23 protein-coding genes are annotated in these 24,723 nt (G+C 59.6%); 8 read left to right on the plus strand and 15 right to left on the minus strand.

Annotated elements, in window-relative coordinates:
- The first annotated feature begins 37 nt into the window (after positions 1–37).
- Entirely contained in the window at positions 38–727 is a 690-nt protein-coding gene (locus HFK74_RS17765; protein ID WP_180204571.1) for an energy-coupling factor ABC transporter permease, read from the plus strand.
- 19 nt (positions 728–746) lie between these two features.
- Here the strand turns inward: HFK74_RS17765 and HFK74_RS17770 are convergent, their stop codons facing one another.
- A complete protein-coding gene (locus HFK74_RS17770; RefSeq protein ID WP_180204572.1) occupies positions 747–1,088 on the minus strand; it encodes a hypothetical protein in 342 nt (113 codons plus the stop codon).
- Between the two features lie 181 nt (positions 1,089–1,269).
- Here HFK74_RS17770 and HFK74_RS17775 point away from each other — a divergent pair, with 181 nt between their 5' ends.
- From HFK74_RS17775 to HFK74_RS17795, 5 genes are read left to right on the plus strand one after another with little or no spacing between them, the layout of a single operon-like run.
- Positions 1,270–2,712, plus strand: coding sequence for a c-type cytochrome (locus tag HFK74_RS17775; RefSeq protein WP_180204573.1), 1,443 nt, complete (start codon positions 1,270–1,272; stop codon positions 2,710–2,712).
- 48 nt (positions 2,713–2,760) lie between these two features.
- Positions 2,761–4,536 (plus strand): cytochrome c oxidase subunit I, encoded by a 1,776-nt coding sequence (gene ctaD / locus HFK74_RS17780; RefSeq protein ID WP_180204608.1) that lies wholly within the window; start codon positions 2,761–2,763, stop codon positions 4,534–4,536.
- Positions 4,533–5,225 (plus strand): cytochrome c oxidase subunit 3, encoded by a 693-nt coding sequence (locus HFK74_RS17785; RefSeq protein WP_180204574.1) that lies wholly within the window; start codon positions 4,533–4,535, stop codon positions 5,223–5,225. Before ctaD ends, HFK74_RS17785 begins: the two co-directional genes overlap by 4 nt.
- A 6-nt stretch (positions 5,226–5,231) precedes the next feature.
- Complete coding sequence (locus HFK74_RS17790; protein ID WP_180204575.1) at positions 5,232–5,936, plus strand: heme-copper oxidase subunit III family protein; 705 nt, start codon at positions 5,232–5,234, stop codon at positions 5,934–5,936.
- Positions 5,937–5,949: 13 nt separating this feature from the next.
- Positions 5,950–6,267, plus strand: a complete 318-nt coding sequence (locus HFK74_RS17795; RefSeq protein ID WP_032831537.1) for a cytochrome C oxidase subunit IV family protein — start codon at positions 5,950–5,952, stop codon at positions 6,265–6,267.
- A gap of 21 nt (positions 6,268–6,288) precedes the next feature.
- Here the strand turns inward: HFK74_RS17795 and HFK74_RS17800 are convergent, their stop codons facing one another.
- From HFK74_RS17800 to HFK74_RS17820, 5 genes are all read right to left on the minus strand, one after another.
- Entirely contained in the window at positions 6,289–6,849 is a 561-nt protein-coding gene (locus tag HFK74_RS17800) for a hypothetical protein (protein WP_008058360.1), read from the minus strand.
- Positions 6,850–7,080: 231 nt separating this feature from the next.
- On the minus strand, positions 7,081–7,281 hold the full coding sequence (yacG, locus tag HFK74_RS17805) for a DNA gyrase inhibitor YacG (protein ID WP_060543361.1): 201 nt from the start codon (positions 7,279–7,281) through the stop codon (positions 7,081–7,083).
- On the minus strand, positions 7,278–7,901 hold the full coding sequence (gene coaE, locus HFK74_RS17810) for a dephospho-CoA kinase (RefSeq protein ID WP_180204576.1): 624 nt from the start codon (positions 7,899–7,901) through the stop codon (positions 7,278–7,280). The genes yacG and coaE overlap by 4 nt, the downstream gene beginning before the upstream one ends.
- Positions 7,898–8,770 carry an A24 family peptidase gene (locus HFK74_RS17815; RefSeq protein ID WP_180204577.1) on the minus strand — a complete coding sequence of 291 codons (873 nt, stop codon included), beginning with the start codon at positions 8,768–8,770 and terminating at the stop codon, positions 7,898–7,900. Before HFK74_RS17815 ends, coaE begins: the two co-directional genes overlap by 4 nt.
- Position 8,771: 1 nt before the next feature.
- Positions 8,772–9,989, minus strand: coding sequence for a type II secretion system F family protein (locus HFK74_RS17820; protein ID WP_180204578.1), 1,218 nt, complete (start codon positions 9,987–9,989; stop codon positions 8,772–8,774).
- 310 nt (positions 9,990–10,299) lie between these two features.
- Here HFK74_RS17820 and HFK74_RS17825 point away from each other — a divergent pair, with 310 nt between their 5' ends.
- Positions 10,300–10,719, plus strand: coding sequence for a pilin (locus HFK74_RS17825; protein WP_180204579.1), 420 nt, complete (start codon positions 10,300–10,302; stop codon positions 10,717–10,719).
- Between the two features lie 309 nt (positions 10,720–11,028).
- Complete coding sequence (locus tag HFK74_RS17830; RefSeq protein ID WP_180204580.1) at positions 11,029–11,382, plus strand: BON domain-containing protein; 354 nt, start codon at positions 11,029–11,031, stop codon at positions 11,380–11,382.
- Positions 11,383–11,528: 146 nt separating this feature from the next.
- Here HFK74_RS17830 and HFK74_RS17835 read toward each other — a convergent pair whose 3' ends face one another.
- The 9 genes from HFK74_RS17835 to HFK74_RS17875 form a co-directional block, all read right to left on the minus strand.
- The gene (locus tag HFK74_RS17835) at positions 11,529–14,483 is read right to left on the minus strand and encodes a DUF748 domain-containing protein (RefSeq protein ID WP_180204581.1); all 2,955 of its coding nucleotides are present in this window, start codon (positions 14,481–14,483) and stop codon (positions 11,529–11,531) included.
- Between the two features lie 93 nt (positions 14,484–14,576).
- Positions 14,577–15,593, minus strand: a complete 1,017-nt coding sequence (locus HFK74_RS17840) for a class I SAM-dependent rRNA methyltransferase (protein WP_180204582.1) — start codon at positions 15,591–15,593, stop codon at positions 14,577–14,579.
- Between the two features lie 176 nt (positions 15,594–15,769).
- Entirely contained in the window at positions 15,770–16,639 is an 870-nt protein-coding gene (locus HFK74_RS17845; RefSeq protein ID WP_180204583.1) for an oxygenase MpaB family protein, read from the minus strand.
- 49 nt (positions 16,640–16,688) lie between these two features.
- Entirely contained in the window at positions 16,689–18,626 is a 1,938-nt protein-coding gene (acs, locus tag HFK74_RS17850; RefSeq protein ID WP_180204584.1) for an acetate--CoA ligase, read from the minus strand.
- Positions 18,627–18,799: 173 nt separating this feature from the next.
- Positions 18,800–20,464 (minus strand): glucose-6-phosphate isomerase, encoded by a 1,665-nt coding sequence (gene pgi / locus HFK74_RS17855; protein WP_180204585.1) that lies wholly within the window; start codon positions 20,462–20,464, stop codon positions 18,800–18,802.
- 220 nt (positions 20,465–20,684) lie between these two features.
- Positions 20,685–21,545 carry a pantoate--beta-alanine ligase gene (gene panC, locus HFK74_RS17860; protein ID WP_180204586.1) on the minus strand — a complete coding sequence of 287 codons (861 nt, stop codon included), beginning with the start codon at positions 21,543–21,545 and terminating at the stop codon, positions 20,685–20,687.
- The gene (gene panB, locus HFK74_RS17865) at positions 21,542–22,342 is read right to left on the minus strand and encodes a 3-methyl-2-oxobutanoate hydroxymethyltransferase (RefSeq protein ID WP_180204587.1); all 801 of its coding nucleotides are present in this window, start codon (positions 22,340–22,342) and stop codon (positions 21,542–21,544) included. Before panB ends, panC begins: the two co-directional genes overlap by 4 nt.
- 452 nt (positions 22,343–22,794) lie before the next feature.
- Entirely contained in the window at positions 22,795–23,280 is a 486-nt protein-coding gene (folK, locus tag HFK74_RS17870) for a 2-amino-4-hydroxy-6-hydroxymethyldihydropteridine diphosphokinase (RefSeq protein ID WP_180204588.1), read from the minus strand.
- A gap of 3 nt (positions 23,281–23,283) precedes the next feature.
- The gene (locus tag HFK74_RS17875) at positions 23,284–24,684 is read right to left on the minus strand and encodes a polynucleotide adenylyltransferase PcnB (RefSeq protein ID WP_180204589.1); all 1,401 of its coding nucleotides are present in this window, start codon (positions 24,682–24,684) and stop codon (positions 23,284–23,286) included.
- Between the last annotated feature and the right edge of the window lie 39 nt (positions 24,685–24,723).

The raw sequence follows: 24,723 nt of genomic DNA on the forward strand, positions 1-24,723 counted from the left end.
TGTTCTCTATCGGCAAGACAATGGAGTGTGCCCCGTCATGATCGGCGCCGAGTTGCTGTCACCCGCAACCCTAACGGTGGGGTGGCTGATCTATGTGCCAGTGCTGATCTGGGCCGTTGCGCGGGTGTCCTGGGTCGAGCTGTTCAGCGACAGCCGTCGCCAGCATTTGCTGTTCGGCACGGTGTTCGCGCTGTTCGCGCTGTGGCTGGTGCGGCGGGATTTCGATACCGGTGTGTCCTATCACTTCATTGGCATGACCGCGGTGACGCTGTTGCTCGACTGGCCGCTGGCGATCGTCGGTGGACTGGTGGCGCAAACTGGGCTGGTGCTGCTGGGCCGTCAGGATTTTGTGGCCATGGGGGTCAATGGCGCGCTGTTCATTTTGTTGCCGGTGTTGATCACCGAATGCTGTGCGATTCTGGTGGAGCGCGCGCAGCCACGAAATCCCTTCGTGTACATCTTCGTTTCCGGTTTCTTCGCTGCAGCCCTTACAGCGTTGCTGTGCCTGGTGCTGTCGCTGACATTGTTGTGGTACGACGAGCGGTTTGCCATGCCTTACTGGCTCGAAGACTTCATCGGCTACCTGTGGCTGCTCATTTTTCCAGAGGCGTTCATCAACGGCATGGTGGTCAGCGCGCTGGTGGTGTTCTGCCCGGAATGGCTGGAAACCTTCAACCGCACGCGTTACCTGTCGGCGCCCTGGAAGGACGACGACCCCAAGTCTTGATCCCTTCAAATCCGCCGTTTCAATCGATCAACTGATCAATCAGGACCACGTTGGAATAGATCAGGCTGCCATCACTCGCCCGGTGTCCGACCAGATGGAACTGACCACGTTCGTAGTGCAGATAGACGCGCATCTTACAGTCGGACAAGGGGCCGTAACCCTCTGGCAAGACCAGGTTCAATGTGTCCATGTCGACATCGACCATGACTTCTTTCAGCGCAGGGTTCTTCTGCAGGCGTTCTTCCGCTTCCTCCAGGCGTAGATGTAGAGGACCGTCGACGTAAAAATGGATCTCGCCTATCGGGTCGGATGGTTGGTTGGGGTTGGGTTTGCACCTGCCTTCGAGCGTCAGGTTACTCATGACGAAACCTCCATCGGGGATGCTGGCGTGCCATTGAGTATAGCCGCCTGCCGGGTCTCGCTTGCCGACCTATACTTTTCACTGGCTTTGCCACCTTGAGTGGTAGTTGCCGGCCCTGTCTGGACGTCAGTGGCGATGCTTGCGCGAGGCCTGTGAGCAACAGCAATAGGATGAAGAGAAAATGGCGATAGCAATTATCTTGATTCTAATCGTTATTGCCTCAGTGCTCTTTCATGTACTAGCGCCCTGGCATGCAGCACCGCCCGCTTCCAACTGGGGATCGATAGACACCACACTGTTCATTACCCTGATCATCAGCGGAATATTTTTCATCGCCATTACGGTGTTCATGGCAGTCGCCATAATGCGCTTTCGCCATAAGGAAGGTGCCAGGGCGCACTACCAGCCAGAAAGCAAAAAGCTGGAGTTCTGGTTGATTGTCGTGACCTCGATTGGTATCGCCGCCATGTTGGCGCCAGGCCTGGTGGTCTACAACGATTTCATCCGGGTGCCGAAAGAGGCTTATGAACTTGAAGTGGTCGCCCAGCAATGGCAGTGGACCTATCGTTTTCCGGGCCAGGACGGGAAGTTGGGCAAGTCGGATATCAAGTTTGTCGATGCCGCCAATCCCCTCGGAGTTGATCCCAAGGATCCCGCCGGACAGGACGATGTACTTATAAAGAATAATGAAATCAGACTTCCGCTTAATAAACCGGTGAAAGTTTTACTGCGTTCCAAAGATGTGTTGCATAACTTCTATATCCCGCAAATCCGCAGCAAGATGGACATGGTGCCCGGGATGGTCTCGTACTTTTGGTTTACCCCCACTAAAACCGGGAAATATGAAGTCCTGTGCGCCGAGTTTTGTGGCGTAGGCCATTTCAACATGCGCGGCCAGATGATCGTGGAAGAGCAGGGCGCCTTCGATCAATGGCTGAGCGGCCAGCCGACTTTTGCGCAGACATTGGCCACCGCTGCCAAACCCGGTCAGGACAGCGTGCTGGAAAAAGGTCGCCAGTTGGTCGAACAATACGGCTGCAGTGCCTGCCATAGCCAGGATGGCAGTGCCCGTCTCGGCCCGGGATGGAAGGGGCTCTACGGTCGCACTGAACAGTTTGCCGACGGCACCACTGCGCTGGTCGATGAGGCTTACCTGAAAGAGTCGATCCTCAAGCCCCAGGCCCGTCTGGTACAGGGCTACCCGCCGGTGATGGTGGCCTATACTCTCAAGGACGATGAAATGGCTTCTGTCATCGCCCTGATCAAGTCACTGGGCGTTGCGCCGCAAGCGTCGGGTCCTGGCGAGGACCTGGTGGCGCAGGGACAACAGCTGGCCCAATCGCTCGGCTGCCTGGCCTGTCACAGTGTCGATGGCAACAAGGGCGTCGGCCCCACCTGGCAGGGCCTGTATGGCTCGACAGTCACCCTGGCCGACGGTACGAGCGTAAAGGCCGATGAGGGCTATCTGAAAGAATCGGTTCTTGATCCCGGTGGCAAAATCGTCAAGGGCTATGCGGCCGTCATGCCGGCCTTGAAACCGAGCGACAAGGACTTGGACGCGCTGATCGCCTTTATCAAATCCAAAGCCAATGCAGACGCGAGCAAGGCGCAATCAGGGAAGTAGCCGTAAACAGCCAGGAATGCACTGAAACTTCGACAGGAGGATGACGTGATGGCCTATGCGGAGCAAGCCGAAACAGAAGCACTGCACGAACCCAAGAGTTTCCTGACCAAGTACATCTGGAGTCAGGACCACAAGGTCATCGCCGTTCAGTACTCCTTGACGGCGCTGTTCGTGGGGCTTATCGCCGTGGTGTTGTCCGGCTTGATGCGCATGCAGATAGGTTTCCCCGGCAGTTTGGCATTCATGGATGCCAGTACTTACTACCAGGCGATGACCATGCACGGCATGATCATGGTCATCTACTTGCTGACGGCCTTGTTTCTGGGGGGCTTTGGCAACTATCTGATCCCGTTGATGGTGGGCGCCCGTGACATGGTCTTCCCCTATGTCAACATGCTCAGTTACTGGTTCTATCTGCTGGCGGTAGTGGTGTTGCTCGCCAGTTTCTTTGTCCCTGGCGGCCCCACCGGTTCGGGCTGGACGCTTTATCCGCCACAATCGATCAGTCAGGGCACACCAGGAGTCGAGTGGGGCATCGTGCTGATGCTCGTCTCACTGGCGATCTTTATCGTCGCCGCCACCATGGGTGGGTTGAACTACGTCACCACGGTGTTGCAGGCGCGCACGCACGGGATGACATTGTTTCGCATGCCGCTCTCGGTGTGGGGCATCTTCATGGCCTCGATCATGGCCTTGCTGGCGTTCCCGGCGTTGTTTGTCAGTGCGGTCATGATGCTGTTCGACAAGCTGTTGGGCACCAGTTTCTTCATGCCGGCGATGATCTCGCTGGGGCAGCAGCTCGATCACCAGGGTGGCAGCCCGATATTGTTCCAGCACCTGTTCTGGTTCTTCGGCCACCCGGAGGTCTACATCGTTGCGCTCCCTGCGTTTGGCCTGGTTTCCGACCTGATCAGCACCCATGCGCGTAAAAACATCTTCGGCTATCGAATGATGGTGTGGGCGATTATTGCGATTGGCGTGCTCAGTTTTGTGGTCTGGGCGCACCACATGTATGTCAGCGGCATGAACCCGTACTTTGGCTTTTTCTTCGCCGTCACCACCTTGATCATCGCGGTGCCGACGGCACTGAAAGTCTACAACTGGGTGCTGACCCTGTGGCGCGGTGACATCCATCTGACCGTGCCGATGCTGTTTGCCCTGGCCTTTATCGTCACCTTCCTGGTGGGCGGCCTGACCGGGTTGTTTCTCGGCAATGTGATCGTCGATATTCCGCTCTCGGACACCTATTTCGTCGTCGCCCATTTTCATATGGTCATGGGGGTCGCACCGGTACTGGTGGTGTTCGGCGGCATTTATCATTGGTTCCCGAAAGTCACCGGGCGTATGTTCAACGACACCCTGGGCAAGTTGCATTTCTGGATAACTTTCCTGGGCACCTACGCCATCTTCTTCCCGATGCACTATCTGGGCTTCCAGGGGATGCCTCGTCGGTACTACGCCTATGACAACTACGCCTTCATTCCGCAGTCGGCACATGAGTTGAATGCCTTCATTACGGTGGTCGCATTGATCGTCGGCGTTTCCCAGTTGCTGTTCGTGTTCAACATGGCCTGGAGTGTATTCAAAGGTAAACCCGCCGGCAGTAACCCCTGGGGCGCGGCCAGTCTGGAATGGCAAACACCGGACACCCCACCGGTACACGGTAACTGGGGTGCGAAGTTGCCGGTGGTGCATCGCTGGGCCTATGACTACAGCGTGCCGGGGATAGAGCAGGATTTCGTGCCGCAAACGGTCTCCGCCGAAGAACTGGAGCAAATGCGGCAACTCAGTGCTGGAACCAAAATAGCGGACGTCAAGACATGAACAGGCTGCTATTGAGAAACGCCGATGACGCTGACCCCGGCGGCAGTTGGAATCGCGATCCTGAAGGTATTCATTCCGCCGAAGATGCCGATAGAAGCCAAATCGCAATAACAGGCCTGCGCTTGTTTCTGGCGGTGGTGAGCTCGTTATTCTTGCTATTTTTACTCGCCTTTATCGCCCGCTCACAAATGGCTGACTGGCGACCGCTGGCAGACCCCATGGCGCCGCTGGCCAATCCATGGCAGCTGTGGGTGAATTCGGGTTTTCTGGTATTGAGTTGTATCGCACTGCAGTGGTCGCGCATGGCCGCCCGCCGGGCTCGAATGGACGCATCGGTCATTGCTTTTGTAGTGGGGGGCGGATTTGCCATTGCCTTTCTGGCGGGGCAACTCTGGGTCTGGCAGCAATTTGTCGATTGGGGCTACTTTGTCGCCAGCAATCCGGCCAACAGTTTCTTCTACCTGTTGACCGGCATGCACGGCCTCCACCTGTTGGGCGGGTTGATTGCCTGGGTCTGGATCATCGCTAAATTCCTGCGTCATGTGCCTTTGCCGCAACTCAGCGCCAGCATAGAGCTATGTGCCATCTATTGGCACTACTTGTTGGGTCTTTGGTTCGTGCTGTTCGCGCTGCTGAGCAGTACGCCAGCAACCTATGAAGCCATCGCCAGATTCTGCGGCCTGAGGTGAAAAACCATGGCATCGCATCCGCAAGCCCCCGTCGAGTCCGAACCAGCCAGTCCGCTGCCTGCACCGGGATGGCAGGGCATCGCCAGTGACTGGGCCTCGGATAAGGACGCTTTCAAGCAGGTCCACTGGGGCAAGGCGATGATGTGGATATTCCTGCTCAGCGATACGTTTATTTTCACCTGTTTCCTGACCGGCTACATGTCGGTGCGCATGACCATCACCGACGCCTGGCCGAACCCCAGTGAAGTGTTTGCACTGACGATTGGCGGCAGGGAAATCCCGCTTATCCTGATCGCCATCATGACCTTTGTGCTGATCAGCAGCAGCGGCACCATGGCCATGGCCGTCAATTTCGCCTATCGCCGGGATCGCGCGAAAACCACGGCCCTGATGCTGGCAACCGCGGCCTTGGGGGTGACCTTCGTCGGTATGCAGGCCTTTGAATGGAGCAAGCTCATCGCAGAAGGGGTGCGTCCCTGGGGAAACCCCATGGGGGCGGCGCAATTTGGTGCCAGCTTTTTCATGATTACCGGTTTCCACGGACTGCATGTGTCAATCGGCGCCATCTACCTCAGCATCGTGGCGATGAAAGTATTTCGCGGCGATTATGAGCGCTCCGGCAACTATCAGAACGTCGAGATAGCCGGGCTTTATTGGCACTTCGTGGACTTGGTGTGGGTGTTTATTTTTGCTTTCTTCTATTTATGGTAGAGGAGCGCGGATGATGGCGCATGTTCAAGGTCAGCAACATCCAATCAGCCTGTATCTGAAGATCTGGGGACTGTTATTCGTCCTCAGCACCCTGTCGTACCTGGTCGACTATTTCCACTTCCACGGTTATCTCAGGTGGGCCCTGATTATCACGTTCATGTTGCTGAAGGCAGGCTTGATTGTCTCCATCTTCATGCATATGGCATGGGAGCGGTTGGCCCTGGTGTACGCCATATTGGTGCCACCTTTGTGTTTGCTGGTGCTCGTCGGACTGATGGCCACCGAGGCGGACTATGTGTTCCTCAGCCGGGTCATTTTCTTTGGCCAATAAGCGGCCATCAGTCTTCGGCAGTTAACCTGATATCACGCGCTTGAACTGATGCCATTTGTGCTGCCAGGCGACTGTCCAGTGGGGCGCGGCGGTTCCCGTGCCGGCGATTTCCAGCATTGGATGATGCCCGATGACCTGGTCCAGTACCGATTCCTGATTCGGTTCAACATCCACGAAGAAGATGTGCTTGCCCTCTTGTATCGCTTGCTTGTAATTGCGGAAGTGAGCGTTCGGCACCTGGAACCCGAAGAAGCCACCTTCCCAGATGCAGAAACCCAGGATAACGATGGCAAGGAAGATGAAGGGCATCCAGCCTGCGGCGGATTCGGTCCAGCCCAACCAATAGGCGCCGCCCAGGACCACTGCGGCGAGTGGGATACCGACCACCGCACCAATCTCACCAGAGTGAACGGCATCCTGTTCCATTAACGAGGTCACCTCGTGGAGGTGATGTTCTTCAACATCGGCAACCTTTTGACTGAGCACATGAATTTGTTCGGAGTTGATGCCGCTGGCTTCCAGTTCATTTTCAACGGTTTCAAGATCGTCGAGATTGTCACTGATGTAATAGTGTCGATTCATGCCACACCTCCCATCTCGTGTTGGCGTTGAACCTCCGCTGTCCAGCAGCCAATTACCGAGATTGTGCCGTCGGTAAGAGTACCCGTGGGGAACGTTGCACATTCATGCAATTCGAGAGAAGTATAGCATTCGCCGGTTTGCCGGATTTTAGGCGTCTAGCGCTACAAGACGGTGTCAGGGCCTGGCTCAGCTGGTCGATTTCTGTCGCATGCCAGGCCCTGATGATCGGTATCAGTGACGCGGGTCGAAATCGCCGCTGAACAATTCGTCCTCGGCATCCGGGGCCACTGGAATCTTGTGCTCTTCCGACGCCCAGGCGCCCAGGTCGATCAGTTTGCAGCGGTCGGAGCAGAACGGCCGGAATTTGCTCTCGGGGCTCCATTCGACAGGGGCGCCACAGGTTGGGCATTCGACGGTTGGGATCTGGCTCATGACTGGCCTCCACGCAAAGTAAGGTAAAAGTGATGCAGGCGTTCGACCTCGCTGTGCAGCCAGGCGAGGTCGCGGTCGTTGACCACCACGTCGTCGGCATGGCTTACGCGATCCTGACGGCTGGACTGGGCCTTGAGGATCGCCTGGACCTGCTGTTCGCTGGTCTGGTCACGCCGCAGGGTGCGTTCGATCTGCAACTGTTCGGGGGCATCGATCACCAAAACCCGTTGGGTCATGGCGTACTGGCCAGACTCGATCAGCAGCGGCGAAACCAGGATCGCGTAAGGTGATTTTGCCAGCGCCAGGTGATGGGCAATCTCTTCGGCGATCAGCGGATGCAACAAGGCTTCCAGCCAGCGGCGTTGCTCCGGTACCTCGAAGATCAGTTTACGCAGCGCGGCGCGATCCAGTTGCCCGTCGGCTTGCAGCACGCCGGGACCGAAGTGTTCGGCAATTTTTGCCAGTGCCGGCCGACCCGGTTCCACCACCCAGCGAGCGGCATGATCGGCATCGACCGCATGCACGCCCAGGTCGATGAAATGTTGGGCCGCCGCGCTTTTGCCGCTGCCGATGCCGCCGGTCAAGCCGAGAATCCAGGGTTTTTCCACAGGGGTATTCATTTCAGACCGACAAGCTGCCAATAGAAGTCGGTTATTTGACCACCCCAGAGCAAGGCAATCCAGCCGGCAATGGCCAGATAGGGACCGAAAGGGATGGGGGTCGATGTTTGTGCCTTGCGCAGGCGCAGGTAAACCGCGCCGATGATCGCGCCCACCAGGGATGACAGGACGATCGTCAGCGGCAGGATCTGCCAACCGCCCCAGGCGCCAAACATCGCCAGCAGCTTGAAATCGCCATGCCCCATGCCGTCCTTGCCGGTGAGCAGCTTGAACACCCAGAACACCGTCCACAGCGCCATATAACCGGCAATGGCGCCCCACAACGCCTCGGGCAATGTCACGAACAGGTCGAGGCTGTTGACGATCAGCCCCAGCCACATCAGCGGCAGCACCAGTACATCCGGCAGCAGTTGATGCTCGGCGTCGATCAGGCTCATGGCCAGCAAGCCCCAGGTCAGGAGCATCGCCAGGCCGGCTTGCCAGCCGAAACCGAAGTGCCAGGCAATGAACGCCGACAGGAGGGCGCAGGCCAGTTCGGTCAATGGATAGCGTTTGCTGATCGGCGTCGTGCAGGCCGAACAGCGCCCGCGCAGGAACAGGAAGCTGAACACTGGAATGTTTTCCCAGGCACGAATCCGGTGGCCACAATGCGGGCACTGGGAGTGCGGCAGCAGCAGATTGTAGGTCGGCAACGGCGTTTCACCGGGCAGCCCGAGGATCTCATGGGCCTGCACGCGCCAGTCGCGCTCGAGCATTTTCGGCAGGCGCCACACCAGCACGTTGAGGAAGCTGCCAACCAGCAGGCCGACCACCCCGGCGATGACGACGAAAGCCAGCGGGAAGTGGGTCAGAATTTCGTTCAAGGGCATGTCAGATCGCTGAGCCGAGTTGGAAGATGGGCAGGTACATCGCGACCACCAGGCCGCCGACAATAACACCCAGCACCACCATGATGAACGGTTCCATCAGGCTGGTGAGGTTGTCGACCATATTGTCGACCTCGTCCTCGTAGAAACCGGCGACCTTGTCGAGCATGTCGTCCAGTGCGCCAGACTCCTCGCCAATGGCAGTCATCTGCACGGCCATGTTCGGGAAAACACCGCTAGTGCGCATGGAGAAATTCAGCTGCATGCCCGTCGCCACGTCCTGCCGGATGCGCAACACCGCGCGTTTGAACACGATGTTGCCGGTGGCGCCGGCCACCGACTCCAGGGCTTCGACCAGTGGCACGCCGGCCGCGAAGGTCGTCGACAGCGTGCGGGCGAAACGGGCCACGGCGGACTTGTACATCAAGGTGCCTATCAGCGGTAGTTTCAACAGCCAGGTGTCCATTCGGTCGCGAAAACCTTGTGAGGTTTTCTGGGCGTGGCGCACAGCGAAAAAGGCCGCGATCAGTGCGCCCAGCAGCATCCACCACCACGCTTGCATGAATTGCGACAGGTCGATGACCATCAGGGTGAAGGCCGGCAGTTCAGCGCCAAAGCCCTTGAACACCGATTCGAACTGCGGCACCACCTTGATCAGCAGGATGCCGGTCACAATGATCGCGACACACACGACGACCAGCGGGTAGGTCATGGCTTTCTTGATCTTCGCCTTGAGACTTTCGCTTTTTTCCTTGTAGGTCGCCACCCGCTCCAGCAGGGTGTCCAGCGCGCCGGCCTGTTCCCCGGCGTCCACCAGGTTGCAGTACAGCTCATCGAAGTATTGCGGTTTTTTGCGCAGGGCCGCGGCGAAGCTGTTGCCCGCCGCCACTTCCTGTTTCACCTCATCGACCAGCTTGCGCATGGCCGGGTTGTCGAAGCCTTCGCCGATGATGTCGAACGACTGCAACAACGGCACACCGGCCTTCATCATGGTCGCCATCTGCCGGGTGAAGAGGGCAATGTCCAGGGCCTTGATGCGTTTGCCCAGATTGAAAATCGACGTGGTTTTCCTGCGCACCTTACCGGGGTTGATACCCTGTTTGCGCAATTGCGCCTTGATCAGCGCCGGGTTCCGGCCGCTCAATTCGCCCGTCACCTTCGTGCCTTTCCTGTCTGTGCCTTCCCAAGTGTACACGCTGGTTCTTGCTGCCTTGACTGCCATGTTCAGTCCTTGCTGACCCGTTTATAACGCCGTTGCATTGATCGCAGCCGACCCTCATAGATCGTGAATGTGCCGATGCGTTCCTCGGGGTACCGGGTACAAGGCATTCAAGATTTATAGCCTAGTCAATCGGTGGAACCAAACCAGCGCTGTTGAGGTGACAAAAAATGTCAGATAGTGCGGTTCCTGGGGGTAGGAAGGGGCTGGGTGGCAACTGTGCACCCCGCGAACAGGGCGTCCCGGGCTTGGCATGGGCTGTGCTGGAGACGGTGCAGATCATGAGATTTCGACTCATGCACGGAGGCTGTCATTGAACAATCAAAAAGGTTTTACCCTGATCGAGCTGCTGATCGTGGTGGCGATCATCGGGATTCTGGCGACGTTTGCGCTCCCTGCTTACTCCAAGTACCAGGCGCGGGCCAAGGTCACGGCCGGGTTGGCCGAGATTTCAGCATTGAAGGTACCGTTTGAAGATCTGATGAACCAGGGGACGGACCCGGATCTGGCGCAGGTGGGCGGTTCCGCCAGCACGTCCAACTGCACCACGACCGCAGCGGGCAAAGCCGCAGAGGGAACGGGCACGATTGGTTGCACCATCCTCAATGCGCCGGCGCAGGTGCTGAATAAAACCATTACCCTGACGCGCTCATTGAATGGCTGGGCGTGCACCACCGGTGTCGACCAGGAATACGCGCCGAAGGGCTGCACAGGTGTTGCGCCAAAAGCTTGATCCGTCTGTTTGTTGCCTCATACCCCGCCGCTGCGGGGTATTTTTTTGCTCGCCGTTAGCAATATCGAAGTAATTGAGAAAACTTCCAACAATTCATGGCCTTAGGCCTTCTTCAAAACCCGCAACTTGCATGTAGATAATGTCCAACTCATGCATTTTGCATGATTGTGAAAAATGACTGTTTTTATAACTTCTTGATTCATAAGGAGTTAATGTTTGTTTCAAAGTTGGCACAGCGTTCGCAATATCTCTGGTAACCCTGCTGACAGATCACCCAGCAGACTTTCCAGAAAAACAGGAGTTACTCGTATGAAGAAGTTCGCTATTGCTGCCGCTACTGCTACCGCGCTGACCCTGACCATGGCCAACGCTGCATTTGCCCAGACTCAGGTCACACAAGGCCCGATGATGCTGGCCGCCGGTGAAATGACCGAAGCGAAAGAGGATGTTTCCGATACCTGGATCACTACCAAAGTCAAATCAGACCTGGTCACCGAAAAAGGCATTCCGGGTACCGATATCAAAGTGGAAACCAACAAAGGTGTTGTGTCCCTGTCGTCCACCGTTGCGGTAACGGATGCACAGAAAGCCACCGCCGTGGCGATCACCAAGAAAATCAAAGGCGTCAAGGCGGTCTCCGCTGACGGCCTGAAAGCCGAGTAAGGCAAGACTTCTCGCCTGGACTGGGAGAAGGCGCGGCAGGCGGGCTGAGTCATACGCCTGCCGCAACCTAGAAGTTCATGCGACCGGCCACAAGGACGTGGCCATTACAGGCCCTGGCATTCGTGTCGGGGCCTGTTCTATTTGGTTCACTCGGCGTCCAGATGCAGCGGCGTAACGACCTTGCCGTCTTTTTCCGCTTCGCCCAACTGGGCATCGATGAAATACACGCGGTCGTCGGCGAGCTGACCCTTGTCGACCAGGTAATCCTTGATGCTGCTGGCGCGTTCCTGGCCCAGTTCACGCAACAGCACTTCGCTGGAGCTCCAGAACTGGATTACGTCCGCGCGCATTTTCGCGGTGCGTTCTTCCTTGCCCAGGTCTTTCCATTCGGCGGGTGGCTGGACCTTCAGGCGTGTGCGGTAGATCCCTTCCAGCAGCGGACCTTTCTCGCTATCTGGCACCTCCAGCAAGGCAGCCTTTGCCGGTACCTTGTCGCCACGGCGCTGGAGCATCTTGTAGTAGTTGTACTGGTATTCCCGCTCCAGGCGTTGCTCGGCGATCAGCGGGCCGTCACTGCTCTTGGCGGCGGTGCCTTCGATTTCCAGGCGCAGGGCCGGACGTTCCTTGAGGGCCTGGGACAGTTTGACCAGTGCCGCTTCGGCGTCCTTGTTCAACTCGCTCGAGCCCGGGGCGAATGCCACGGTACCCAGGTCTTGCGAACCACCACCGGCCACCAGGCCACCAATGAGCTTGAACGGCGCGGCGGCGGCCTTGACGATCAGGTTGCGCAGGGTCTGCCAGACAATCGGCATCACGCTGAACTGCGGATTGTTCAGGTCCCCGCTCACCGGCAGTTCGATGGAAATCTTGCCATCGACATCCTTGAGCAAGGCGATGGCCAGTTTCAGTGGCAGGCTCACGGCATCCGGGCTGTCGACTTTTTCGCCCAGTTGCAACTGCTCGACCACCACTTTGTTTTCAGCCTTGAGCTGGCCCTTGACGATCACGTAATGCAGATCGAGGTTGAGCCGGCCCTTGCGGATGCGATAACCGGCGAACTTGCCGGAGTAGGGAGTCAACGTGGTCAGTTCCACACGTTTGAAGCTGGTGGCGATGTCGAGGCTGGCCATCGGGTCGAACGGGTTGACCGCGCCCTTGATAGTCACTGGTGCGTAGCGGTCGACCTTGCCTTTGATGTCGACACTGGCCGGTTTCGCCTGGCGGCTGTCGATGGTGCCAATCGAACCGTTGAGCTGCTGGATGGCGGTGGCGAAGTTCGGGGTCAGGCTGAAGTCGGCGAAGTTCGCGGAACCGTCGTTGATGGCAATGCCACCGATGTGGATGCCCAGGGGCTTGTCCTTGCCGGCAGCGGGTTTGGCGGCAGCGGATTTGGCGCCGGCGTCGGCCGGTTGCGGGATCAGCAGGTCATCGATGTTGGTGGTCCGGTCATCGTTGATCATGAAGCGCGCATAGGGTTGCAGCAGGTTGATCTTGTCGATCGACAGGCTGTCGCCGTGTTGGTAGTTCAAGCCTTCGACCACCAACCGTTGCCACTTGAGAAAGTCGCGGGTTTTCAGGGTGTCGAGGGTATGCAGTTGATCGACCTGGGCGCGGCCGGTGACGCTGAGCGCCAGCGGCTCGGTGCTTTTGAGGTTGACGGCCAGGTCGCTGCCGAGCATGCCGCTGCGCAGTTCCAGGCGAATGAACGGGTTGATGTAGGACTGGGCGACGCGCAGGTCGATGTCCTTGGTCTGTACGTTGAGCCTGGCGCTGACCGGCGCAAGGTTGACCTCGCCATCGGCCATGATCTTGCCCTGTTTGCCTACGCCGGTGTCGAGCTTGAGAGTGAAGGGCGAGCCATTGAGGCTGTCGAACTTCTGCAAGTCGAGATTCAGCGGGCTCAGTTCCAGCTCCACTGCAGGTTGCGCCTTGCGGTCCGCCAGATGCACTTTGTAATCGCGCAATTGCACATCGTTGAGCAGCACTTGCCAGGGTTTGCCGGGCGTCGCCGGTTCGGGTTTCGGCGAATCGGCGGCCGCCGGGGTGCTCGGCGGTTCGGCGTTGGCCTTGGCCGCTGGTTTGGATGGTTGGCTGGCGAACAGTTTCTGCCAGTCCAGTTGCCCGTCGGCTTCCAGGGCTGCCCAGGTTTCCAGCTTGTGGCTGCGGATCTTGCCGACCACCACTTGTTGCTTGGCCAGGTCCACCGTGGTTTCGCTGATGTCCAAACGCTCGAGTTTCGCCAGCGAGCGTCCGTCCGGGGCCTTGATCGCGAAGGGGGCGATGCTGACCGCGACGTTGCTCAGCAGCAGTTCGGTTTGCTTGGAAAGGCTGAGCTTGTAGTCGGTACTGAGGCTGATGACACCGCTTTCGAGGTCCAGGGGCACGGCATCGCGCACATAGGGCCAAAAGGCTTTCATCTTGCCGTCGGTGATTTTCAGCTTACCTTCGGAGGCGAGCGGGATCAGGCTGAAGTTGCCGGTCCAGTCGATCTTGCCGCCGTGGGGGCCGATCGCCACCAGCGTCATGTCGGCACTGTCCTCGGGCAGGGTGCTGAGGTTCTTGAGTTCGAAATCAAGCTTGTCGTAGAGAAATTCGATGGGTTCGCTAGGGCGTGAATCCTGGAAGTGCAGCGATCCATCCACCAGTTTGATGCGGTCGATGCGCAGCGGGAATGGCTTGGCGTCAGGATCGACTGGCGTCGGTTCGCTGGCCGGCAATTTGAACAAACCGATCAGGTTGAGCTTGCCGTCCTTTGCGAAGAGCACCTCGGTCTTGGATTTTTCCAACTCGATATCCGACAGATGCAGCGCCTTGGTCCATAGGCTGTCGAGTTGCAGATTGGCGTACAGGCGTTCGAAGCCGACCTGCTCCTTGCCGGGCTCGCCGATGTTCAGGCCCCACAGGGTCACTTCAAGGCTGAAGGGATTGAGTTCGATGCGCTGCAGCGTGGCGGGCGTCGTCGCGTAGTTGGCCAGTTGCTGGTTGGCAACGCGCAACGCGATGCCGGGCAAAATCAGAAAGCCCAGCAGGCTGTAGAGGGCCAGAGCAGTCAACAAGGCGCCGATGGCGCGAATCAATCCTTTGTACATGTGAGGCTTCATCTGTCTGGATCGGAGTGCCTTGGAGTATGGCACGCGATTTCGGTTCCGAAGTCCTCACATCGAGCAGGATTTATCTGAAAACAACGGCGACTTTCAGAACTGCAGGATCAGGGTTTTCAGCGGGGGCTGCTGGTCCATCGAGGGGAAGTCGCCGCCTGGTTTCATGACGGTCCACTCCCGTACCGGCCGGCCGGCCTTCTCGGCGCAACGCAAGACCTGCTCGCGCCAGTCGTCCATGCTGACTTTTGCAAGGTTGTTGCAGCAGATCAGCACGCCGTTGTCGGCGGTGGTCAGCAATGCCGGCTTGAGCAGGCTCTGGTAGTCGCGCAGCAGGTCGACGGTGCCGAAAGCACTCTTGGCCCAGGCAGGGGGATCGAGCAGCACCAGGTCGTACTGGCGCTGTTCCAGGCGTTGATAGCTCGGCAGTTTCTGCCCGCGACGCTGGCTGATGGGCAGGCCGGCCATCTGGCGAATGGCCGGGAAGTAGTCGGACTGGATGAATTCCATGGTTGGCAATTGCGGATTGAGCAAGCCATTCTCGCGACCGACCGCCAGGTTGCCTTCGGCAAAGTCCAGGTTGCACACCTCGCTGGCACCACCGGCTGCGGCGCTGAGGCCGACCCCGCAGGTGTAGGCGAACAGGTTCAGCACGCGCTTGTTCCTGCTGTGCTCCTTGACCCAGCCGCGGGTGTTGCGCAGGTCGAGGAACAGCAGCGGGTCTTGCCCGGCATGGCGCCCGCGTACCCGGTAATTGAGGCCCCACTCGTGGCCAACCAGGTCTTGCAGCGCAGCTTCGTCGGCGCGGTACACGGTGTCTTCACGGTCGATGCGCGAGTTGCCACGGGAACGGTCGTTGTAGACCAGCAGGGTTTCAAACCCCAGGTGTTGATTGACGATGTCGTGCAAGTGCAGCAACGCCTCGCGCTCCAGCGACTGGTGGAAGCTTTGCACCATCAGTTGCGGGCCGTAGCGGTCGATCGTCAGCCCCCCGGCGCCTTCCTGGCTGCCATGGAACAGGCGATAGCAGTCGGTGCCCTGGCTGTGCAGCTCGGCCAGCAGATCCTGGCGATGTTCAAGGGCGGCGCGCAGCGCCTGGTTCAAGGATGACATGCTGGGCGCCTTGCAGGAGGAATTGGGCGCGGGAGTTTAACAGCTTGAGCGATGAAGAATCTGTAGGAGCGAGCGGTGCGGCGACCCGACTTGCCCGCGAAGAAGGCCACGCGGTCTTGCTGAAATACCGTGTTATCGTTCTTCGCGGGCAAGTCGGGTCGCCGCATCGCACGCTCCTACAGCAATCCCATACGCCGTTTCGCGCGATGAACCGAACCATTGCGCACTGCCCAGCGCAGCATCGGCGCGCTGCGATTGACGCTGGCGCGGATCAGTTTGCGTTGCAGCGGCCCCTGGCTCACGCCGAGCATGTCGCTGGCCCAGTCCGGCAGCAGGTCGATCCCGGCCTGCATCATCAAGCCACCGAAAGGCCTGGCCAAACGACTGGGGGAGGGGGCGTTCAACAATAGCCGCAGCACTTCACGACTGCGCTCGTCGCACAACAATTGCGGGCGCACGCGCTTGAGATAAGCGGTGATTTCCTGCCGGGAGCGCGGCACGTCACGGGCGCCCAGGCGTTCGGCCACCAAGGCGATCTCTGCGTAATAACGATCCTGATCGGCCAGGGACAGGTGCGGGTTTCGATAACGCAAATGCGCGGCAAGGAAGTTGCTGACCTCGGCCACGTGCACCCAGGTCAGCAGGTCGGGATCGCTGGCGGCATAGGGCCGGCCATCGGGTGCGGTGCCAGTGATTTGCAAATGGATGGTGCGAACTTTCTCGATCAGCCAGTCGGCGTCCTGTCGTGAGCCGAAGGTGGTACCGGAGATGAATTGCCCGGTGCGCCGCAGGCGGCCGAGCATGTCCTCGCGAAAATTCGAATGGTCCCAGACACCGGCCAAGGCCAGCGGGTGCAATGCTTGCAACATCAGGGCGCTGATACCGCCGATCAGCATGCTGCTGAAATCGCCGTGGACTTGCCAGCTCACCGAATCCGGTCCGAACAGCCCGGGATCGCCCTTGGGGTTTTCCAGGTCGAGCTTGCCCAGGGACAGGCCGGTCAGGCTCATGATCTGGGTTTCAATACGGGTACGGATGAATTCCATGGAGGCTCGTGGCAGAGAAAGGGGCGCGGCCACGGCCGCGCCCCGGGGATTATTGGTTCAGGCGCTTGTCGATCAGGCCCTGGACCACGCTCGGGTCGGCCAGGGTCGAGGTATCGCCCAGGCTGTCCAGCTCGTTACAGGCGATCTTGCGCAGAATGCGCCGCATGATCTTTCCCGAACGGGTTTTCGGCAAGGCCGGCGCCCACTGGATCAGGTCGGGCTTGGCGAAGCTGCCGATCTCCTTGCTGACGTGGGCCAGCAAGGTTTTCTTCAGTTCTTCATTAGCCTCGACGCCGTTCATGGGGGTGACGAAGGCGTAGATGCCCTGGCCCTTGACGTCATGGGGGTAACCGACCACGGCGGCTTCGGCGATGCTGTCGTGCAGTACCAGGGCGCTCTCCACTTCGGCGGTGCCGATGCGGTGCCCGGAGACATTGATGACATCGTCGATGCGCCCGGTGATCCAGTAGTCGCCATCTTCGTCGCGACGGGCGCCATCGCCGGTGAAATAGTAGCCGGGGTAGGGTTTGAAGTAGGTGTCGACCATCCTTTGCGGGTCGCGGTAGACGCTGCGGATCTGCGCCGGCCAGCTTGATTTCAGGGCGAGCACACCGCTGCCGGCGCCTTTGATTTCCTTGCCATGCTCGTCCAGCAGCACCGGTTGCACACCGAACATTGGTTTTGTCGCGCAGCCGGGCTTGATGTGTTGGGCACTGACCAGCGGGCTGAGCATGATGCCGCCGGTTTCGGTCTGCCACCAGGTATCGACGATCGGGCAGCGCTGTTCGCCGACGACATTGAAGTACCACTCCCAGGCTTCTGGATTGATCGGCTCACCGACGGTGCCGAGCAATCTGAGGCTGGCGCGGGACGTTTCCTGCAACGGTTCTGCACCCTCGCGCATCAGGGCGCGCAGCGCGGTAGGGGCGGTGTAGAAGATGTTCACTTTGTGCTTGTCGATCACTTGCCAGAACCGCGAGGTGTTCGGGTAGCTCGGCACACCTTCGAAGATCAGGGTGGTTGCGCCATTGGCCAGGGGGCCATAGACGATGTAGCTGTGGCCAGTGACCCAGCCGACATCGGCGGTGCACCAGAACACTTCGCCTTCGCGGTAGTCCAGCACATATTTGAAGGTCATGGCCGCTTGCAGCAGGTAGCCGCCGGTCGTGTGCAGCACGCCTTTGGGTTTGCCGGTGCTGCCGGAGGTGTAGAGGATGAACAGCGGGTCTTCGGCGTCCATCGGCTCGGGCGGGCAGTCGTCGCCGACATCGCGCAGCGCCTGGTGATACCACAGGTCGCGGCCCTCGACCCAGTCCACCGGGTTCTGGGTCCGTTCGACCACGACCACGGTGCTGACATCCGGGCAGCTTTGCAGCGCCTTGTCGACATTGTGCTTGAGCGGCACGAACTTGCCACCGCGCACGCCTTCATCGGCGGTGATCACTGTGCGGCAGTCGGCGTCGAGGATCCGGTCGCGCAATGAATCCGGCGAGAAGCCACCGAACACCACCGAATGCACTGCACCGATGCGCGTGCAGGCGAGCATGGCGTAGGCCGCTTCAGGGATCATCGGCATGTAGATGCACACCCGGTCGCCTTTCTTCACGCCTCGGCTTTTGAGCACGTTGGCCAGGCGGCAGACGTAATGGTGCAGTTTTTTGTAGGTGATTTGCGTGGATTCGGCAGGGTCGTCGCCTTCCCAGATGATCGCGGTTTGATCGCCGCGTGTTGCCAGGTGACGGTCAATGCAGTTGTAGCTGACGTTCAGCCTGGCACCCGCAAACCAGTGGGCTTCACCGGTTTTCAGGTCGTAGCGCTGGACGGTCTGCCAGGGTGTGCTCCAGTCGAGGAAGCGGTTGGCCTGTTCGGCCCAGAAGGTGCTGGGGTGCTCGATGGATTCGCGGTAGAGGCGGTGATAGTCGTCTTGACTCAGTTGTGCAGCCCGGCGCACGGCATCGGCTTTGGGGAACGTGCTGATATCGAACATGACGGTTCCTTCTTCTTGTTTTGAGGACAAGAGGGGAGCTGCGCGACCCTCGTAGGAGCTGGCTTGCCAGCGAAGACGGTGTATCAGTCAATACTTATGTCGACTGACACACCGCTTTCGCCGGCAAGCCGGGCTCCTACAAGGGTAGTACCACCCGCAGGATAAGCGTCAAATCAACCGCGGTGACGCCCGCGGAAGTAGTTGATCAAGCCCTGGGTGGACGCATCGTCAGCCGGGGTTTCTTCGCTGCCGACCAGACGGTTGTACACGCCTTTGCCCAGCTCCTTGCCCAGCTCCACACCCCATTGGTCGAAGGCGTTGATGCCCCAGACCACGCTTTGCACGAAGACTTTGTGTTCGTACATCGCCACCAGTGCACCCAGGCGCCGCGGGCTGATGCGCTCGACCACCAGGGTGTTGCTCGGACGGTTGCCCGGGATCACCTTGTGCGGTGCGAGTTTATGCACCTCTTCTTCGCTCATGCCCTTGTCGCGCAGTTCGGCTTCAGCTTCGGCCAACGTCTTGCCGAGCATCAGCGCCTGGCTTTGCGACAGGCAGTTGGCATACAGCCACTGGTGGTGGTCGGCCACCGGGTTGAAGCTGACGATCGGCACGATGAAGTCGGCCGGGATCAGCTGGGTGCCCTGGTGCAGCAACTGGTGGTAAGCGTGCTGGCCATTGCAGCCCACGCCACCCCAGATCACCGGGCCGGTATCGGTGCTGACGGGCGTACCGTCCTGGCGCACGCTCTTGCCATTGGATTCCATGTCCAGCTGTTGCAGGTGCTTGGTGATGTTACGCAGGTAGTGGTCGTACGGCAGGATCGCGTGGCTTTGCGCGCCCCAGAAATTGCCGTACCAGACACCCAGCAGGGCCAGCAGCACCGGCATGTTCTGTTCGAACGGGGTGTTGAGGAAGTGCTGGTCCATGGTGTAGGCACCGGACAGCAGTTCCTTGAAGTTGGACATGCCGATGGCCAGGGCGATCGGCAGGCCGATGGCCGACCACAGCGAGTAACGCCCGCCGACCCAGTCCCACATCGGGAAGATGTTCTCTTCGCGGATGCCGAACGCCACGGCGGCCGCATTGTTGCTCGACACCGCGATGAAGTGGCGATGCAGCTCGGCTTCCGAACCACCCTGGGCGAGGTACCAGGCGCGTGCGGCCTGGGCATTCTTCAGGGTTTCGAGGGTGTTGAAGGATTTCGACGAGACGATGAACAGGGTGGTCTCGGCGCGCAGTTTCAGTGCCAGTTCATGGAACTCGCTGCCATCGATGTTCGCCAGGTAGTGGCAGCGCACGCCTTTCTGGGCATAGGCCAGCAGGGCTTCGGACACCAGCTCCGGGCCGAGGAACGAACCGCCGATGCCGATGTTGACCACGTCAGTGATCGGCTTCTCGGAGTAGCCGCGCCACAGACCATCGTGGATACGACCCACCAGGTCAGTGATCTGGTTCAGCACCTTGTGCACTTCAGGCATCACGTTGACGCCATTGACCGACAGCTTGTCGCCAACTGGACGGCGCAGGGCGGTGTGCAGGGCGGGGCGGCCTTCGGAGGCATTGACGATTTCGCCATCGAACAGCGACTTGATCGCGCCCTTGAGGTCGACTTCGTTGGCCAGGCACACCAGCAGGTCGCGGGTCTGGGCGTTGATCAGGTTTTTCGAATAGTCGAGAAACAGGCCGCAGCTGCTGAGGGTAAATTGGGTAAAACGCTGCGGGTCGGCGTTGAAGGCCTCGCGCATGTTGAAATCCTGCATGGCCTGGCGGTGGTCTTTCAACGCTTGCCAGGCGGGCAGGGCGGTCACGTCGTGGGGGGTGCGGTAATACGCCATCGCTGCGGGTTTCCTTTTACTTGAACTGCCTTTAAGACACTGAAAATACCGGAATGTCCTGACCACTGTCTGGGTGGTACCCGGTTAGCCTGCGTGCACACGATTAAATAGCGCAGGGCGCTAACAGTAAACCCGGAGAGACGATCTGTCTTGGCTTTGTCGGACCTGCGACCGGTACTTTTTTATACCGGCGCGGTCGTGGGGGAAATGTGACGGGAATTCAGGCGGGGGTGTCGAGGTTCAGGTGCAGGTTGTCGATCAGGCGCGTCGTCCCCAGGAACGCCGCTACCAGGATCACCAGGTCCCGATCTTCCGGGGTTGCCGGGCGCAGGCTCAGGCCATGACGAATTTCCAGGTAGTCGGGGCGCAGGCCCGCCGCTTCGAGCTGTTGCAGCTTGGTGCGGATCAGGGCCGGGTAGTCGCGTTCACCTTGCCTGATCGCCTCGGCGATCTCGCTCAGCGTGCGGTACACCACCGGTGCCACGGCGCGCTGCTCTTCGCTGAGGAAGCCATTGCGCGACGACAGTGCCAGGCCATCGGCTGCCCGCACGGTCGGCTCGCCAATGATCTGGATCGGCATGTTCAGGTCATGCACCAGCGCGCGAATGACCGCCAGTTGCTGGAAGTCTTTCTGGCCGAAGATCGCCAGGTCCGGCTGGACCATGTTGAACAGCTTGCTGACCACCGTTGCCACACCTTCGAAATGCCCCGGACGGCTGGCGCCGCACAGGCCTTCGGACAGTTGCGGGACGCTGACGCGGGTCTGTCCGGCCATGCCGTCGGGGTACATCTCTTCAACGGTTGGCGCGAACAGCAGGTCGCAGCCGGCTTCGAGGAGTTTTTCCTGGTCGGCGGCGAGGGTGCGCGGGTATTTGTCGAGGTCTTCGCCGGCACCGAACTGCAGCGGGTTGACGAAAATGCTCGCGACCACGAAATCCACCCGTTGGGTGGCCTTGGTGATCAGCGCGACATGGCCGCTGTGCAGGTTGCCCATGGTCGGCACGAAGCCGATGCGCTTGCCTTCACCGCGGGCACGGGCCACGGCGGCCCGCAGTTCGCGGACGGTTTTGACGGTGTTCATGCAGAGAATCCATGTTCGATGCCAGGGAAAGTCGCCGCTTTGACTTCAGTGACATAAGCGCTTAACGCAGCGTGAATGCTGGTTTGGCCGGCCATGAAGTTTTTCACGAATTTGGGTACGCGACCGGTGATGGACAGGCCCAGCATGTCATGCAGCACCAGTACCTGGCCGTCGGTTTGGTGGCCGGCGCCAATCCCGATGACCGGAATGTTCACGGCCTGGGTGATTTCTTCGGCCAGTTCGCTGGGCACGCATTCGAGCAGCAGCATCGCCGCGCCGGCCTGTTCCAGGGCAATGGCATCGGCACGCATCTGCCGCGCCTGGTTTTCGTTGCGACCCTGGACCTTGTAGCCGCCGAGGATGTTCACCGATTGCGGGGTCAGGCCCATGTGGGCGCAGACCGGAATGCCTCGTTCCGCCAGCAGGCGGATGGAGTCCGCCAACCACAACGCGCCTTCGACCTTGATCATGTGAGCGCCGGCCTGCATCAGCAGGGCGCTGTTGGTCATGGCCTGTTCCGTGGTGGCGTAGGCCATGAAGGGCAAGTCGGCAAGGATCAAGGCGTCGGTGTTACCGCGTTTGACGGCTGCCACGTGGTACGCCATTTCGGCGGTGGTCACCGGCAGGGTGCTGTCATGACCTTGCAGAACCATGCCGAGGGAGTCGCCCACCAGCAACACTTCTACACCGGCCTGGTTGCAGGCGTGGGCGAAGGTCGCGTCATAGCAGGTCAGCATGGTGATTTTTTCACCTTTGTGCTTGAGACCTTGCAGAGTGGTCAGGGTGATGGCTGGCATGAAAAGTTCCTCATTCAGGCGCTGTGGAAACTACTGCGAGTAACGCGCGTGATTCTTCGTTAAATACAGGCGCACGGTCTTTTGTCGTGCTTTTAAGGCCTGGATTGCGCCCTTGATGCCGTGATGGCGGCAGCGGGACGCCTATAGTCGTGAGGAGAACGTGGGAAGTCAATTGCGTGTGTTACCGCATTGTTACGTGTGGGGTGTTACCTAAGGGGACTGATGCGTTTCAGCAGGCTGGGCGGGTTTATCGCGCAGTTTCTGTCCTGCACGAACCCCTGTGGGAGCGAGCCTTTGTGGCGAGGGGATTTATCCCCGCTGGGTCGCGCAGCGGCCCCAAAACCTGCAACAACGGAGTATCGATACATCGCTTGCACCGGTTTTGCGACTGCTTCGCAGCCGAACGGGGATAAATCCCCTCACCACAAAGGCTCGCTCCTACAGGGTTTGTGTCAATTTGTAGTCAGGCGTTCCAGACCGACGAACGGGCAGGCAGCGAGCAACTCTGCCAGGCTGCGGCCATCGGCCAGGCGCAGATCCGCAGGCGTCAATTCTGCCAATGGATACAGTACAAAGGCCCGCTCCTGCATATGGTAGTGCGGGACTTTGAGGCGAGGCTCGTCGATCAGGCGGTCACCGAACAGCAGGATGTCCAGATCCAGCGTGCGTGGCCCCCAACGCTCAAGGCGCTCGCGGCCCTGGCCGTTTTCGATTGACTGCAAGGCGTCCAGTAGCTCTAGCGGTGCCAGCGTGCTGTCTAGCGCGGCGACCGCGTTGGTGTAACGCGGTTGGCCAGGGAGCAGAGAGTCGCTTTGATAGAAGGCTGAAACCCCGGCCAGCTCCGATTGCGGCAACTGTGCAAGCGCTTCGATGGCGCTGCGCAGCTGTTCGGCGGGGTCAGCGAGGTTGCTGCCCATGCCGATGTAGATGCGTTCCATGGATTACTCGCCCGTGGTGCTCGAAGCGTCTGCTGAGCGCTTGCGCTTGGAGCCGCCGCTGCGGCGACGTTTGCGTGGGCCGCCGGTGCCGTCGTCCTTGCCACTGAGGTCGCGAATCATGTCGCGACGCTCGCTGTCATTGGCATCCTGATAGTCGGTCCACCATTCGCCCAGGCCGTCGGTCTGCTCGCCGGCGCTTTCGCGTAGCAACAGGAAGTCGTAACCGGCGCGGAAGCGCGGATTGTCCAGCAGCAGGTCGGCACGTTTGCCACTGCGCCGTGGCAGGCGCTCCTGCATGTCCCAGATCTCGCGGATCGGCATGGTGAAGCGTTTCGGGATCGCGATGCGCTGGCACTGCTCGGCAATCAGTTCGTGAGCCGCTTCCTGCATCGCCGGAATCGGCGGCATGCCGCGGTCCTGCAGGCGTAATACGCGCGCCGGCAGGGCAGGCCAGAGCAGGGCGGCAAACAGGAACGCCGGGGTCACCGGCTTGTTCTGCTTGATGCGCAGGTCAGTATTGATCAGGGCTTCGCTGATCAGGGTATGGGTGTAGGTCGGATTGTATTCCAGTGCCTCGGCGCTGGCCGGGAACAGCGGATCGAACAATTGCAGGTCGACCAGCATTTCAAAGGTGTCCGCAGCGTGGCCGGACAGGAACAGCTTGAGCACTTCTTCAAACAGGCGGGCCGACGGGATCTCGCGCAGCATGGGGGCCAGTTCGCGGATCGGCGTGGCGCTGTGTTTTTCGATGCCAAAATTCAGCTTGGCGGCAAAACGCACGGCGCGCAGCATCCGCACCGGGTCTTCCTGGTAGCGCTGCTTGGGGTCGCCAATCAAGCGGATCAGTTGGTTGCGAATGTCGTGTACGCCGTTGGCGTAGTCGAGAATGCGTTCGCTGACCGGGTCGTAATACAGGGCGTTGATGGTGAAGTCGCGGCGTTGCGCGTCTTCTTCCAGGGTCCCGTAGACGTTATCGCGCAGGATGCGCCCGCTTTCGTTACTCAAGGATTTATTGTGATCTTCCTCTTCGTCGTTTTGCGGGTGATTGGCGCGGAAGGTCGCGACTTCGATGATTTCGCGGCCAAAGTGGATGTGCACCAGCTTGAACCGGCGGCCGATGATCCGTGCATTACGGAATTCGGCCCGTACCTGTTCGGGCGTGGCGCTGGTGGCGACGTCAAAATCTTTCGGCGTGATACCGAGCAGCATGTCGCGCACGCAACCGCCAACCAGATAAGCCTGGTAACCGGCGCCCTGCAGGCGTTCGACGATGTTCACCGCGTAACGGCTGAACTGGCCCTTTTGCAGCGAATGTTGACCGCTGTTGAGCACTTCAGGCGTGCTGCGGATGTGTTGCGTACGACGCAGGGGAGTACGGAATGACTGGAACAGCTTCTTCAGCATGGGATGCACTGTTTGAAGGAATGTTCGGCCAAAACGAAG

It is taken from the genome of Pseudomonas sp. SbOxS1, assembly GCF_013416725.1.
Lineage (GTDB): Bacteria > Pseudomonadota > Gammaproteobacteria > Pseudomonadales > Pseudomonadaceae > Aquipseudomonas.

Bases quoted from the DNA above. Each gene is read 5' to 3' on its own strand.
- acs (WP_180204584.1), bottom strand. From the start codon at position 18,626: ATGTTCGATATCAGCACGTTCCCCAAAGCCGATGCCGTGCGCCGGGCT.
- HFK74_RS17765 (WP_180204571.1), top strand. From the start codon at position 38: ATGATCGGCGCCGAGTTGCTGTCACCCGCAACCCTAACGGTGGGGTGG.
- HFK74_RS17830 (WP_180204580.1), top strand. From the start codon at position 11,029: ATGAAGAAGTTCGCTATTGCTGCCGCTACTGCTACCGCGCTGACCCTG.
- HFK74_RS17795 (WP_032831537.1), top strand. From the start codon at position 5,950: ATGGCGCATGTTCAAGGTCAGCAACATCCAATCAGCCTGTATCTGAAG.
- HFK74_RS17820 (WP_180204578.1), bottom strand. From the start codon at position 9,989: ATGGCAGTCAAGGCAGCAAGAACCAGCGTGTACACTTGGGAAGGCACA.
- HFK74_RS17875 (WP_180204589.1), bottom strand. From the start codon at position 24,684: ATGCTGAAGAAGCTGTTCCAGTCATTCCGTACTCCCCTGCGTCGTACG.
- HFK74_RS17770 (WP_180204572.1), bottom strand. From the start codon at position 1,088: ATGAGTAACCTGACGCTCGAAGGCAGGTGCAAACCCAACCCCAACCAA.
- HFK74_RS17835 (WP_180204581.1), bottom strand. From the start codon at position 14,483: ATGAAGCCTCACATGTACAAAGGATTGATTCGCGCCATCGGCGCCTTG.
- panC (WP_180204586.1), bottom strand. From the start codon at position 21,545: ATGAACACCGTCAAAACCGTCCGCGAACTGCGGGCCGCCGTGGCCCGT.
- HFK74_RS17785 (WP_180204574.1), top strand. From the start codon at position 4,533: ATGAACAGGCTGCTATTGAGAAACGCCGATGACGCTGACCCCGGCGGC.
- folK (WP_180204588.1), bottom strand. From the start codon at position 23,280: ATGGAACGCATCTACATCGGCATGGGCAGCAACCTCGCTGACCCCGCC.
- panB (WP_180204587.1), bottom strand. From the start codon at position 22,342: ATGCCAGCCATCACCCTGACCACTCTGCAAGGTCTCAAGCACAAAGGT.
- HFK74_RS17845 (WP_180204583.1), bottom strand. From the start codon at position 16,639: ATGGAATTCATCCGTACCCGTATTGAAACCCAGATCATGAGCCTGACC.
- HFK74_RS17840 (WP_180204582.1), bottom strand. From the start codon at position 15,593: ATGTCATCCTTGAACCAGGCGCTGCGCGCCGCCCTTGAACATCGCCAG.
- yacG (WP_060543361.1), bottom strand. From the start codon at position 7,281: ATGAGCCAGATCCCAACCGTCGAATGCCCAACCTGTGGCGCCCCTGTC.
- ctaD (WP_180204608.1), top strand. From the start codon at position 2,761: ATGGCCTATGCGGAGCAAGCCGAAACAGAAGCACTGCACGAACCCAAG.
- HFK74_RS17775 (WP_180204573.1), top strand. From the start codon at position 1,270: ATGGCGATAGCAATTATCTTGATTCTAATCGTTATTGCCTCAGTGCTC.
- HFK74_RS17815 (WP_180204577.1), bottom strand. From the start codon at position 8,770: ATGCCCTTGAACGAAATTCTGACCCACTTCCCGCTGGCTTTCGTCGTC.
- HFK74_RS17790 (WP_180204575.1), top strand. From the start codon at position 5,232: ATGGCATCGCATCCGCAAGCCCCCGTCGAGTCCGAACCAGCCAGTCCG.
- coaE (WP_180204576.1), bottom strand. From the start codon at position 7,901: ATGAATACCCCTGTGGAAAAACCCTGGATTCTCGGCTTGACCGGCGGC.
- pgi (WP_180204585.1), bottom strand. From the start codon at position 20,464: ATGGCGTATTACCGCACCCCCCACGACGTGACCGCCCTGCCCGCCTGG.
- HFK74_RS17800 (WP_008058360.1), bottom strand. From the start codon at position 6,849: ATGAATCGACACTATTACATCAGTGACAATCTCGACGATCTTGAAACC.